The sequence below is a fragment of the Gaetbulibacter sp. M235 genome (assembly GCF_043876835.1).
In the GTDB taxonomy this organism is placed as follows: domain Bacteria; phylum Bacteroidota; class Bacteroidia; order Flavobacteriales; family Flavobacteriaceae; genus Yeosuana.
Genome location: NZ_JBAWJZ010000002.1, coordinates 18,711 through 33,017, shown reverse-complemented (window position 1 = coordinate 33,017; position 14,307 = coordinate 18,711). Strand labels below are relative to the sequence as shown.

11 protein-coding genes are annotated in these 14,307 nt (G+C 32.0%); 4 read left to right on the top strand and 7 right to left on the bottom strand.

The annotated features are described in order from the left end of the window. Window positions 1-20: 20 nt before the first annotated feature. Both V8G69_RS02765 and V8G69_RS02760 read right to left on the bottom strand, forming a co-directional pair. Window positions 21-707: an SDR family NAD(P)-dependent oxidoreductase gene (locus V8G69_RS02765; protein ID WP_394880223.1), complete on the bottom strand. Its 687-nt coding sequence runs from the start codon at window positions 705-707 to the stop codon at window positions 21-23. Further along, complete coding sequence (locus V8G69_RS02760; RefSeq protein ID WP_394880221.1) at window positions 697-1,647, bottom strand: M28 family peptidase; 951 nt, start codon at window positions 1,645-1,647, stop codon at window positions 697-699. The genes V8G69_RS02765 and V8G69_RS02760 overlap by 11 nt, the downstream gene beginning before the upstream one ends. 147 nt (window positions 1,648-1,794) lie before the next feature. On the opposite strand from V8G69_RS02760, the gene V8G69_RS02755 reads away from it, so the two are divergent. From V8G69_RS02755 to V8G69_RS02745, 3 genes are all read left to right on the top strand, one after another. Beyond that, on the top strand, window positions 1,795-2,901 hold the full coding sequence (locus tag V8G69_RS02755; protein WP_394880220.1) for a nickel-binding protein: 1,107 nt from the start codon (window positions 1,795-1,797) through the stop codon (window positions 2,899-2,901). Between the two features lie 103 nt (window positions 2,902-3,004). After that, complete coding sequence (locus tag V8G69_RS02750; protein ID WP_394880219.1) at window positions 3,005-3,379, top strand: group 1 truncated hemoglobin; 375 nt, start codon at window positions 3,005-3,007, stop codon at window positions 3,377-3,379. 29 nt (window positions 3,380-3,408) lie between these two features. Further along, window positions 3,409-3,681, top strand: a complete 273-nt coding sequence (locus V8G69_RS02745; RefSeq protein ID WP_394880218.1) for a DUF4242 domain-containing protein — start codon at window positions 3,409-3,411, stop codon at window positions 3,679-3,681. An 80-nt stretch (window positions 3,682-3,761) separates the two neighbouring features. On the opposite strand, the gene V8G69_RS02740 is transcribed toward V8G69_RS02745, so the two are convergent. The 5 genes from V8G69_RS02740 to porU all read right to left on the bottom strand — a co-directional run bounded on the left by V8G69_RS02740 (window position 3,762) and on the right by porU (window position 12,275). Next, entirely contained in the window at window positions 3,762-5,375 is a 1,614-nt protein-coding gene (locus V8G69_RS02740) for a pyruvate dehydrogenase complex dihydrolipoamide acetyltransferase (protein ID WP_394880217.1), read from the bottom strand. A gap of 3 nt (window positions 5,376-5,378) precedes the next feature. Then, entirely contained in the window at window positions 5,379-6,377 is a 999-nt protein-coding gene (gene pdhA, locus V8G69_RS02735) for a pyruvate dehydrogenase (acetyl-transferring) E1 component subunit alpha (RefSeq protein WP_394880215.1), read from the bottom strand. 200 nt (window positions 6,378-6,577) lie between these two features. Beyond that, window positions 6,578-7,060 carry a cytidine deaminase gene (gene cdd / locus V8G69_RS02730; protein WP_394880213.1) on the bottom strand — a complete coding sequence of 161 codons (483 nt, stop codon included), beginning with the start codon at window positions 7,058-7,060 and terminating at the stop codon, window positions 6,578-6,580. A gap of 99 nt (window positions 7,061-7,159) precedes the next feature. Beyond that, window positions 7,160-8,362: a type IX secretion system outer membrane channel protein PorV gene (gene porV / locus V8G69_RS02725; RefSeq protein WP_394880211.1), complete on the bottom strand. Its 1,203-nt coding sequence runs from the start codon at window positions 8,360-8,362 to the stop codon at window positions 7,160-7,162. A gap of 34 nt (window positions 8,363-8,396) precedes the next feature. Next, window positions 8,397-12,275 carry a type IX secretion system sortase PorU gene (porU, locus tag V8G69_RS02720; RefSeq protein WP_394880209.1) on the bottom strand — a complete coding sequence of 1,293 codons (3,879 nt, stop codon included), beginning with the start codon at window positions 12,273-12,275 and terminating at the stop codon, window positions 8,397-8,399. Between the two features lie 260 nt (window positions 12,276-12,535). On the opposite strand from porU, the gene gldJ reads away from it, so the two are divergent. Next, the gene (gldJ, locus tag V8G69_RS02715) at window positions 12,536-14,242 is read left to right on the top strand and encodes a gliding motility lipoprotein GldJ (protein ID WP_394880207.1); all 1,707 of its coding nucleotides are present in this window, start codon (window positions 12,536-12,538) and stop codon (window positions 14,240-14,242) included. Window positions 14,243-14,307: the final 65 nt, after the last annotated feature.

The following is a 14,307-nucleotide window of genomic DNA, read 5'->3' as shown; positions in this document are numbered from 1 at the left end:
TTTCCAACGTCAAATGATTATTAAGGCGTAGAATTAGAAACCTGCAACAATTTACCATTGTAGTATTTGTTTCCGGTGAGCGAAAATTCAAAAATATATTGTGCCATTTCTAAAGCTGAAGTAGATGCTTTATAACCGGGAAATGCTTCTTCCAACATTTCAGTCTGTACTGCCCCTAAGGCTAATACATTGAACGAAATACCCGAATCTTTATATTCTTCTGCCAACAATTCAGTTAATGTAATAACTGCGCCTTTGCTAGAACTATAAGCAGCCAATCCTGGAAATTTCATGCTTCCTTGTACACCACCCATTGAGCTTATAGTAACAACATGACTTTCATTTTTCATAAAAGGCAAAACAATTCGAGTTAATTCTGCTACTCCAAACACATTTGTTTTATAAACATTTTCAAAATCTTGCATACTGATTTCTGAAAATGGTTTATTAACAAGCTTTCCTGCATTATTTATTAATATATCTACTTTCTGCCAATTTTTATTCACAAAATCTTCAACCTTTTTATAAGCTTCGCCATCATTTAAATCAAATGAAAATGCATTAACATTATTTAGCTTTAAATCTTGTATTGGTTTTTCATTTCGTGAAAGCGCTAATACTTTGTGACCAGCTTTTGCAAACAGCTGTACCAACTCAAAGCCTATACCTCTACTGGTTCCTGTTATGATAACATGTTTACTCATCATTCATTTTGATTTCTTTGGTTGGTGAATTACATATTTGCACTAAAGCAGGAATCATCGCAGTTATTAAATTACTCATATGTTCATAATCTAATTTATCTGCTTCATCATCTACGTGGTGATAGTAATCATAATTTGTTAAGTCGCAAGAAGAAATGGTTTGACAAGGCACGTTAAACGCAGTATAAAACGGATAATTATCTGAACGTTTGAACAAACTGTATTTAACCGACACATCTGATTTTCCAATATAATTTGAACCTATGTATGCATTCATCTTTTCGGCCATATTACTTAAATCATAACCCGTAACAAACGCTTCATAATCCCTATCTTTAAAAGGGACACCTATCATTTCAAAATTTAGCATTGTATATAAATTAACATTTTGCTCTTTAAGTTTTTTTGCTAAATGGTCCGAACCCAATAATCCCATTTCTTCACCAGAAAACAAGGCAAATATGATACTTCGCTTATTACTTTTTGCATTAGAAAAATATTCAGCAAATGCTAAAACGGCACTTGTTCCTGCTGCATTGTCATTTGCACCATTAGCTATAGAATCATTTTCAATAACTTTGCCAAATCCTATATGATCATAGTGAGCTCCAATAACGACAATTTCATTTTTTAATTCTGGATCATTGCCTTCAATAAAACCAACAATATTTGAACCTACAAAATCTTTCACTTTAAAAGTATCTCTGTATGTTTCAAAATAGGGCTTGATATTATTTTTATTAAAAATGTTTTCAATGTAATTTGCTGCCATTTCTATTCCCTCTGTTCCTGTATTTCTGCCTTTTAAAGCATCAGAAGTCAAAAATTGAACTGACTCTTTAACTTCACTTATATTGATAAAAGTGTCATTAATTTGCTCTTTTTCTTGAGATTTACAGCTCAGGCTTAAAAGCACACATATAATCGCTAAAATTTTTTTCATAAAATATTCTAATTGACTTTAAAGATAAAAAAATAAGCCTAACATTACTTTTTAACTTAAATTAAAATAACCACTAATTTCAACACCTAAATTACTATTGTACAATACATTAATAATCATTAACTTGTATGAAAAATACAGTCAACTATGCCACTATATATGGATCGTCATGATATACCTGAAGGCACTACAGCAGAGCATTTGGCGAAAATGCATCAAGAAGATTTGAAAGTACAGCATTTATTTGGTTGTAAAGGAATGACTTATTGGTTTGATGAAAAGAGAAGAACAGCTTTTTGCTTAGTTGAAGCTCCAACAAAAAAGGCACTTCAAGACATGCATAACCAAGCTCATGGTCAATTTCCAAATAGCATAATTGAAGTCAACAAACATATAGTTGAAGCTTTTTTAGGCAGGATTGAAGACCCTGAAAATTTACAAAATAAAGATTTAAATATTATTAACGAGTCTGCTTTTAGAGTGTTAATGGTTATTGAAACAAGTAATTATTTGAACCGACTTGAAGCTAATCAATTTACGATATTCACTCAAAAATTTCATAACAGTGTTTCAAAACGCCTAAATGAGTTTAAAGGAAATATTGTAAAAAAAAATAACAACACTTATTTAGTATCGTTTAAATCGGTTACCGATGCTGTTTCGTGTGCTCAAAAAATTAATTTTCAATTTAAATATGTAACTCCAAAATTTGACATTTCCAGCAGAAAATTAAAAATCGCATTAAGTTGTGGAAATCCAGTTACCAAAAAAGATAATATTTTTGAAGATGCCATTACCTTAACAACTCGTATGTGCGATTTTATAAAGGAACCTTTTGTTATTACTACAGAAATTAATTCCCTTTATGAAAATGAAAACCGAAATGCTACTATTGACAAGGATTTAGTAAGAATTTTATCCCCTTCTGAAATAAAATTTCTAACCCAATTAATCAACTTTATTGAAAGTGTTTGGCAAAATCCAGATTTTAATATAAGTCAGTTTAGCGAATCTTTAGGCTATAGCAAATCTCAATTAAACAGGAAATTAAAAAACTTAACAGGACAATCACCCAATAATTTTTTAAAAGAATTCAGGTTACATAAAGCATTAGATTTATTACATAATCAAAATGGCAACATTTCTGAAATAGCTTTTGAAACCGGTTTTAATAGTGCCGCATATTTTTCAAAATGCTTTTTAGACAAATACAGTATTCTGCCTTCAAAATATATTCAACAGCATATAGTTTAGATATTTATTAAAATGAACCAAAATTGCACTAATTTGGATTAAATTTAGATGTACTTCCTCTTTTGATTGCATAAATTTATTGCTAACCAATAAATAAAAAATTATGAGTAAATCACTTTTTGAAAGATTAGGTGGCACAGAAGGTATTTCAATAATTGTTGATGATACCGTTGAAAACCACATGAACAATCCAAATATTCAAGCCAGATTTCTTCCTTACAAAGACCAACCAGAACAAATGAATCTAGTTAAAAAACACACCGTAGATTTTTTTAGTGCTGGTAGTGGTGGCCCAATTGTATATTCTGGAAGAGACATGGTTACAGCACATAAAGGCATGAACATTAGCCATGCTGAATATATGCATACCATTGATGATATTTTTATGGCTTTAGATAAAAATGGTGTCGATGAGAACACAAAAAAAGACGTCCTTTATATTTTATGGTCACTAAAAAATATGATTATCTCACAATAAAAATGATACTAACTTAATATTTTTATATCATGCCAAAATACGTAATAGAGAGAGAAATTCCTGGAGCAGGAAAATTAACTCAAGAACAATTAAAAGGAATTTCACAAACTTCTTGCAAAGTATTGCAAGATTTAGGGTCAGAAATTAATTGGGTTCATAGTTATGTAACTGAAGATAAAATTTATTGTGTTTACATAGCTCCAAACAAAGAGTTAGTATTAGAACACGCCAAACAAGGAGGATTTCCTGCTAATTCTATAAGTGAAGTGTCAACTATTATTGATCCTACAACTTCAGAATAAAAACAAAAAAACCTGCTTCGTTTACTTGAAGCAGGTTTGATATTTATTTGGAGATTCTGAAATAAGTTCAGAATGACAAATTATACTAACATCGTTACAGGATTTTCAATATATCCTTTTAATGTTTGAAGAAATTGTGCACCAGTAGCACCATCAACCGTTCTGTGGTCACAGGCCAATGATAATTTCATGGTATTACCCACAACTATTTGTCCATTTTTAACAACTGGTTTTTGGATAATGTTACCAACAGATAAAATTGCTGAGTTAGGTTGATTTATAATTGATGTAAAACTTTCAATACCAAACATACCTAAATTAGAAATTGTAAAGGTACTACCTTCCATTTCTTGAGGGGTTAGTTTTTTACTTCTAGCTCTACCTGCAAAATCTTTAACTGCAGCTCCAATTTGTGGTAAACTTTGCTCATTGGCAAACTTAACTACAGGAACTAACAATCCGTCTTCAACAGCTACAGCCACACCAATATGAACATGATTGTTTAAACGCATTTTATCAGCAAACCATTGTGAATTCACCTGTGGATGTTGCTTCAATGCTAACGCACAAGCCTTAACCACCATATCATTGTAAGATATTTTTGTATCAGGAATTGTGTTAAACTGTGTACGGAAAGCGATTGCATTATCCATATCAAACTCAACATTTAAGTAATAGTGAGGAGCTGTAAATTTAGATTCTGCCAAACGTTTAGCTATTACTTTACGCATTTGAGAATTAGGCTTCTCGTCAAAATCTTCTTGACCAGATGGAACAAACTTACCAACAGCCGCAGCCGAAGACACCGTTGCAGGTGTAAAGTTTTCTACATCACGTTTTACGATTCTTCCGTTTTCTCCAGATCCTTTTATTTGAGATAAGTTGATACCTTTTTCATCAGCCATCTTTTTTGCTAACGGTGACACATATAATCTTCCGTTAGATGAAGTTTGAACAACTGTTGGAGCAACAGTTTCTTTCACTTCTTGTTTAGGATTATCTTGTTTTGAAGCTTCAACAGCTTTTGCAGGTTCTTCTGTTTTAGTTGTTCCAGCATTAGTATTGAAATTAGCTACGATATTTGATACATCTGTACCAGCAGGACCAATGATTGCTAAAAGTGAATCAATCTTTGCAGATTCACCAGCATTTATTCCAATATATAATAAAGTACCTGATTGAAAAGATTCAAACTCCATAGTAGCTTTATCTGTTTCAATTTCTGCCAATATTTCTCCTTCACTTACTTTATCACCAATTTTTTTCAACCAAGTAGCTACAGTTCCTTCTTCCATGGTATCACTTAAACGAGGCATAGTGACCACAGTAACGCCTTCTGGAATCTCAACATTTGCTGAAGCTACTTTAGCAGGCTCTTCTTTCTTAACTTCTTTAGTTACATTCTCTTCCTTTTTTTGTGAAGTGCCACCAGTAATAAGTCCTGAAATATCTTCGTCTTTATCACCTATAATAGCAAGTAACTCATCTACTTTTGTTGTTTGCCCTTCTTGAACACCAATATATAACAAGGTTCCTTCATGAAATGATTCGAATTCCATAGTAGCCTTATCAGTTTCAATTTCTGCTAAAATATCGCCTTCGCTTACTTTGTCTCCAACTTTTTTTAACCAAGTGGCCACAGTACCTTCTTCCATGGTGTCACTCAAACGAGGCATATTTATAATTTCTGCCATAGCTTATAATTTATGTTGTATAAATGGATAATCTCTTTGCTCATATACCACATCATACATAACGTTTTTATCTGGAAATGGTGATTCTTCAGCAAACTTCTCACATTCTTCCACCAAATCTTTCACACGACTATCAATGACTTTTATATCAGCTTCAGTCGCGTATTTATTTTCTAATATGATATTTTTAATCTGAGTAATAGGGTCGATTTTTTTGTATTCTTCAACCTCATCTTTAGTACGATAGTGTTGAGCATCACTCATAGAATGTCCTCTATATCGATATGTTTTCAATTCTAAAAATGTAGGACCTTCACCTCTACGTGCTCTTTGAATAGCTTCATCAAATGCTTCGGCAACTTTAATTGGGTTCATTCCATCAACAGGTCCACAAGGCATTTCATAACCTTTTCCAAGTTTCCAAACATCGGTATGATTTGCTGTTCTTGCAACTGATGTTCCCATTGCGTATCCATTGTTTTCACAAACAAATACTACTGGTAACTTCCATAACATTGCTAAGTTAAAAGTTTCATGTAATGATCCTTGGCGAGCTGCACCATCTCCAAAACAACATAAGGTAACAGCATCACTACCATGGTATTTATCACCAAAAGCAATACCAGCACCTAATGGAATTTGGCCTCCAACTATACCATGACCACCATAGAAACGGTGTTCTTTTGAAAAAATGTGCATAGAACCACCTAAACCTTGGGATGTTCCTGTTGCCTTTCCATATAACTCCGCCATAACACGTCTAGGGTCAACTCCCATACCAATTGGCTGCACGTGGTTTCTATAAGCAGTAATCATTTTATCTTTAGTCAAATCCATAGCATGTAACGCTCCTGCCAATATGGCTTCTTGACCATTATATAAATGAAGAAAACCTCTTACTTTTTGTTGGATATACACTGCTGCCAACTTATCTTCGAATTTTCTCCAGAACAGCATGTCTTCATACCATTTAAGGTATGTATTTTTAGTGATTTTTTGCATCGACTATTATTAATTTTTACTTATGAAAAGTACAAAAGTAATACTTTGTATGTTATTGGGAAAACGTATATTAATTAAAGTAAAAAAAATATCAAAAAAAAAGCGCTTTATACTCAATTTTGAATATTTAACAAAAAATGATTATTAATTAATAAAATAACCAATTTCAACAATCAAAAATCATTAAATAGCTTAAAATATTAAAGTACAGACTTATCAAAAATAAGAGGCAATAAATTTGCCAAGGAGTTTGATTTTGCAATTTTACCAACTTCTCCCATAAAATAAATTTCTATAGGTGCATCTTGTTTCACTTCATATTCGGCAATAGCCTGCCTACAAGCTCCACATGGAGGTATTGGTGAGGTTGTTTGGTTTTTTTTTGAGCCAGCTGTTATAGCCATTCTAACAATTTTGGAGTCAGGGTATTGCGAATTAGCATAGTATATAGCTGTACGTTCGGCGCATAAACCTGATGGATAAGATGCATTTTCTTGATTACTGCCAGTAATTATTTCATTGTTATCTAACAACAATGCAGCGCCTACGTAAAAGTTCGAATATGGTGCATATGCTTTTTCTCTTGCCTCAACAGCTTTACCCATTAGAAATGTGACTTCTTTTGGCAATTCTTCTAAACTTTCAAACAGATAAAGAGTAGATTCTATTTTTATTTCCTTCATATAGTATTTCCTTCTATAAAGTTAAGAAACAATTTGAAACAAAAAAACTATTGCCCGTTGGATAGGACAATAGTCTTTTTATTGTGAATTTAAAAACAATTAATATTCGTTATACTCTCCTGCTCCTATGTTGAATGTTAATGAGAAACGCAACGTGTTTTCTAGTGGACTTTGAACTTTTGATGCTGAGAACAAATATGATAAATCAATATTTACAACATTATATTTGAAACCTGCTCCTAACGCCAAAAACTTTCTAGCACCTTTTTCTTCGCTTTCATTAAAATAACCTGCTCTAAAAGCAAAGGAGTCTTGATATAAATATTCAGCACCTAAAGACCATGTAAATTCTTTTAGCTCTTCACTAAAACCTCCTGGAGCATCACCAAAAGATTGGAAAATCCCAGATAAAAAGTCCACATTTGGATCTTTTCCTTTATAAATAACCACTTCTTCACCTTCGTCTGCAACACCATTATTATTTTCATCTACTGTTCCATAAATTGGAGGTGTTGGCACTAACAATTTAGCAACTTCGGCCGTAACAGACACTTTATTATAATCATCAAAAATAAAATCAAACCCTGCTCCTAATCTTAAGTTGGTAGGCTGAAAATTCTCTTGTCCTCCTTGATCATATTTAAATTTTGGTCCTAAATTTTGAATGGCAAACCCCATTCTCCAACGTCCGTTAAAATCTGCATAGGCTTCTTCTTCGCTTTGGTAATATCCAGAAATATCAACACCAAAAGTACTTGCTGGCGTAGCATCACCATCAACACCATCTAATTTTAAATCTGAACGCAAATAACGCATGGCTACCGACATTCCAAATTGATCTGTTAATCGTAATGCATAAGATGCATCTATAGTAAGCTCATTAGGTCTTTGAATTAATGCGGTAGAAAATTCATCAGTAACAAATTCAATATCACCTAATGAAAAATATTTAAAGCTGACAGCAAAGGCACTACGCTCGTCTAATCTATTAAAATAAGTGACATTTCCTAAAAAAATATCGTTTACCAACTTACTTAAATATGGGGTATAGCTTATTCCTATTCCTTGTTTAGTTTCAGAAAACACATATTTAGATGAATTCCATTGTTGTGAATATGCGTCTACAGAAGTAGCGACTCCCATGTCTCCCATAGCTGCAGCTCTAGCATCTGAGGCAATTAGCACAAACGGAATTCCAGTGGTTATTACTCTACTATCATTAGCATTTGGTATTATGGTTGTTTGGGCGTTTACTTTAACAATAAGTAAAACTAAGGCAATGGCAATTATTACTTTTTTCATTTAGATAATTTAATTTAACAAATATAATCCTTTATTATAGTATAACAAGTTTCTCAATTTTTTCAACTTTCTTATTTAAAAGTGGTGACCTTACAGTCAATTTATAAATATAGACTCCTTTTCCTATTTTATCACCAAAATCGTCTCTTCCATCCCAAACAATATCTCTTGAAAGCGAGCTAGTAGTATAAATACCAGAGGTTGTTTGTCCGTTTAAGGTTCTAACTAACTTTCCTGACACGGTGAATATTTGAATAGAAACGTCTAAAGACTCCGAACTATTGTGATTAAACCAAAATTCTGTATAATTTACGAATGGATTTGGATAATTAAGCACGTTATTTATAACCAATTCCTGATCTTTATCGTATACAATAAATTGAATTTCTGCAGTTGAGGAATTATTGTAAACATCCCATGCTTTTATTGTTAAAGTATGTAACCCTGGTGATAAATCTCTAAAAGGAAAACTCACAACGCCTTTTTGATAATTATCTAATTCTGTTTGATAATAATCATTTAAAATAAAAGGATTTGTTTCATTACCATCAAGAATTGCTACAATATCATGACCTATTCCACTTGCTGTATTTATTCCATTTAAATCTTCTAACTTAACTAATAATGTTGGTGATTCATTCGTAATTCCACCTGATACAAAGCTTTCATCATTCATATAAAGTGCTATTACTGGACCAACATCATCTGTTGGTGCATTATCATTCACACCTCCAATTTTAACGGTATTAACGCTTGCTCCAGTTTGATCTTCTAAAGCAGTTCCGTTTTTTGCATAAAAACTTACTTTTCCAAAGCCAACAGGTATGCCAATATCTTTAGGCACAACAAAATCAAATTCAAATAAACCATTTGCAACGGTTGCCTGACCTCTAAAAATAATCTCACCTAATGTGGTAAAATCCATTTTAACAAGTTGTCCATTTAATCTTGTTCCGTCATTGGCTAGAGTTTGCCTATTTATTTCTTTATCATATATAGTTGTAGATAAAGATCCATTGTAATTATTTAAAACATTTCCAGAAATATCAGTTACCTCACCAGCAAGCTTGATATGACTTAATGCTTTTAAAGTATCTGTTGATTGCCCAATAGGAATATCGTTAATTTTTGTAAGTCTCACATTTGGCTTTGGAAATGCCAATTTCATTGCTGGATCACCAATAAAAAATACTAAACGACGCTGACTAATTCCAGAAATTGCAGGGTCAATTTTTGTAAGTCTTAATGCTTCGGCCATTGATGGATATTCATAATCCTCATATGAATCATTCGGGTTATATGAATACAAATATTTACCCAACTCGTTATTAAATGAAATGCCAGTCGTTACAAAAATTTGTCTTGTTGTAGTAATTAATCCAATGGCTCCAGCATCTTTATTCCAGTAATCAAACTCTCCGGCTGTTTGCCTTAACGGGTTATCGAATCTTGTAAATTCACAGGTTACGGTAACAAAACAATTCAGTTTAAAATAATTTCTAAGAGCCAAAATGTTTGGCTTTAACAATATACGTTCTGAGGCCAAACCATCTTCACCACCATGACCAAAGTAATTAATAACCAAAGTTCCATTATCAATTGCATTTACCATCGCTTCGGTTACCTGAGGATATGTGTTACCTCCTGAAGAAGATTCCTGTTTAAAGGAATCTGCATGAATTTTAACCACATTCATAAAAGGTTTTGACTGGGTAATTAGATTTCCTATGTTATCTGTTGTTTCCTGTAATATTCCTTCCCAATCTTGATCTACATCATCTGATACGACAACCACATTATTTCTCCAGCTTCCAAATGATTCTTTTTTATAATAGGAGTCAATTTTATCAACCAGTTCTTTAGCTCTAGTTGGAGTGTCAGCAAGAATTCTTCCAACAGCAATATCTAACTTATCACTTGTAGACATTGTTCCTTCTCCAATATCCATCATTCCAAAAAAATCATCAGAAACATACGAGTTTGTATAACTAAAACTATTATATGCATGCCATGAAGGAACTATATTGGTATTATTTGAAATTCGGTTTTTATAATCAAATGATGCATCGCCAAACAAACAGACATATTTTATTCTTTTATCTGTTGCACTGGCATTATCATACACATATTTAATTAAGTTTCTTATTGCCCCGACATCTTGATTTCCTGTGCTGAACTCATTATAAATTTCATTTAAACCAACAACCTTTATATTTAGATTATATTGATTTCTGTCTATTTGTGCTAAACGCTCAGCTTCGCTTATCATATTATTTGGTGAAATAATAATATAATCAACATCTTGAAACTGGCCTTGGCTATTCAAAAAAATGGTGCCCTTTATATTTTGATTGTTTACTATTGAATTTGATTCTCTTTTGGGTTCTAAATAGTCTGAAGATGTAACAGCAACATATTCTTTTAAAGTTCCAAGTGGAAAAGTAAAACTAAGATTTGCTTGATTATCTGAATTTATAAAATTAGATACATTATAAATATCTGTCACATCCCATATTTCAGAAACTTGAGAAGCATTTTTCACTGTGTATTGTCCAATACCAGACGCCAAAGCTGTTGCATTATTTTTAAACTGAAATTGCTTGCCCGAAAAACTTAAATCACAAGTAGCTTCAATAGAAATATAATCTAAATATGCCAGTGCACTTGGATTTCCTAAGTTATCAAAATTAAGATTAACCGAAATGTTTGAGGAATTTACTGTAACATTTCCATTATATATTGCTTCGCTTGCAACAATTGGAGATGATGATGCCGAAAGTGACAATGTGGCAACCGAACTGCCATTAACCCCAAGTTGCATAGATGTTTGAGACGAAGAAACAGCCACAGCATAAACTTTTATTTTAATAGGCTCTGTTGCAACTAAACCAGGGAAATCAAACTTAAAAGATTTATTATTTACAATATCAAATCTGTCCCCAAACCAACGTCTGCCTAATGAAGCAATATTATAATCGTCTTTCTCATGAAATTGATAATCTTGATACGTGTTAATATTCATATCAATAGTTCCAGCTGGTTGTGAAAAAGGTTGAATGCGCTTTCCTGTTCCTGAACCAACATTAAGGAAATAATACGTTTTATCTGAATAGCAATTTATATTTGTATTACTTTCTGACTGATATCCTTTTGGACCAACAGCATAAAACAAAATATAATCTTCACTATTAAAAACACCATCTTCTTCTCCAACAATCTTAATGGCATTCTCTTGAATATCTAAAGGATATGAAATTGAGTTGGAATACGGAATCATATTACCGCCATTACCATATAATTTTATATTTCTAGGATCAACACTATTTACATTAACTCCTAATTGTTGCAAAAAACTTCTGGATAATTTAAAAACGCCAGTAGTATCAACATAAAACTTATACCATTCTCCAGAATTTAAAACAGAACTAGTTATTTGTTTTACTTTACTAACTCTATTTAAAGATGAGGAATTATTGTCTGCAGTATTATAATTGATAGTAAATGATGTTACTTTTTTATAAAGACCATTTCCATCTTTAATTATAGGACTTAATTGAAAAAATGCAAATTGGTCATTTCTGGCTTTTGAATTCTTCAATTGAAAAACAAGTTTATTGGGAATTTTATTTATATCTAAATCTTTTAAATCGCTTTTGGATACATTAGAATAAGTTACATTTGATAAAGTAACGTTTGTTTCGTTAATATTACCTGTAATTTTCCATTGAGCTACAAATTGCAAGCCGTTTTCTAAATCAAAACTAAAATTATCTTTGTTAAATGAAGGAATTTGAATAGAATAATTTCCAATTGATAGCGTTTGAAAATTAGCCCAATCTATATTATATCTCTTTTGCTGAGAGAATATAAAAGTTGTTATAAAAAAAGCAAATAGTAATAACTTCTTTTTCATTGGTACATTAACGCTACAAACAGTTTGTTATTATTTAAAAAACGTAATTTTGAAAAACAGTTCAAAAATACAATAATATTTTATTAAAATAAACGTTAATATAACACAAAACATCGGTGCAAAACACTAAAAACATCGGTGTAATGTTTAAAAAATAGGGTGAAATGCACTTTTTTTTCGTTAAAATGTGAAAAATCGCTTGCAGTATTCGGTTTAATTCTTATATTGCACCACCAAAACTTATTAGCTTACTTAAACATATGGATATGAAAAGAGTATTAGCATTCAAGACTTTATTAGTTTTGACTTTAATTTTAGCCACTGTTGGCTGTAAAAAATCTTCTAGTTCTAAGAACAGTTCTAGAGCAACAGGCTGGCAAATAAACAACCGAGAAGGTGGTTTTCAATACAATACAAATTTCCAAGAACAGGAAACTTCTCCAGGCTTAGTTTTTGTAGAAGGAGGAACTTTTACTAAAGGTCGTGTTCAAGATGATGTAATGCATGATTGGAATAACACTCCAAATCAACAGCATGTTCAATCATTCTACATGGATGAAACTGAAGTTACCAATATAATGTATCTTGAGTATTTAGATTGGATAAAAAGAGTATATCCTCCAACAGATGAAAATTTTAGAGCCATTTATAATGGAGCTTTACCAGACACTCTTGTTTGGAGAAATAGATTAGGTTATAACGAAGTTATGACTGAAAATTATTTACGTCATCCAGGTTATGCTGAATATCCTGTAGTTGGTGTAAGTTGGATTCAAGCAGTTGAATACGCAAATTGGAGATCTGATCGTGTTAACGAACTTAATTTAGAAAAAGCAGGCTATTTAAAAAGAGATGCCAGAATTACAGATGTTAATGCTGAATCAAACTTCAATACAGATACTTATATCAATGCTCCAACATTAACTTATGGTGGCAATGAAGAAGTTACAAATCCTGAAGGACGTGGTAGAAGAAATGTACAAGTTGACGCAGATGGCAATGAAACAAATCTTTATGCTACCAGAGAAACTGGAATAATTACACCTAAATATAGGCTACCAACTGAAACCGAATGGGAGTATGCAGCTTTAGGTTTATCTGAAATTCGTAGTTATAACATATATCGTGGTCGTAAAAAATACCCTTGGGATGGACAATATACTCGTTCTGATCAAAGAAAAATTAGAGGTGATCAAATGGCTAATTTTAAACAAGGAAAAGGTGACTATGGTGGAATAGCTGGATGGTCTGATGACGGTGCCGATATTACAAATAAAGTTAAATCATACGACCCTAACGATTATGGTTTATATGATATGGCTGGAAACGTTGCTGAATGGGTTGCCGATGTTTACAGGCCTATAGTAGATGATGAATTTAACGACTTTAACTATTATCGTGGAAACGTTTATACCAAGAACTCAATAAATGATGATGGAACTGTGAAAATTGTAACTCCAGAAGATATTGTTTATGACACTTTATCAAATGGTAAAATAATAGCAAGAAACCTACCTGGTGAAATTTTACAGGTTCCAGTTGATGAAAACGAAACTTATTTAAGAACTAACTTTGATAAAAGTAATGAGATAAACTTTAGAGATGGAGATAAACGTTCATCAAGAAAGTTTGATCAAAGTTTTGGTGACGAAGACGAAGAAATTGATGGAGCAAATAAAACAGATGAAACAAAAGACTTAATGTACAACTCTCCGAGACATTCTGTAACTAGAGATTCATTGGGTAATCTTATAAGACAATATGATAAGTCAAACAACAGAACCTCATTAATTAATGATGAAGTTAGAGTTTACAAAGGTGGTTCTTGGAAAGACAGAGAGTATTGGTTAGATCCAGCTCAAAGACGTTATTTCCCTCAAGATATGGCAACTGATTATATTGGATTTAGATGTGCTATGTCAAGAGTTGGTTCAAAATCAAAACAAAAAAATAAAACCAAAAACTAAATTAGTTTTTATTAATAAAATAAAAAAGTCCTAGCATATGTTAGGACTTTTTTAATACATTTAAT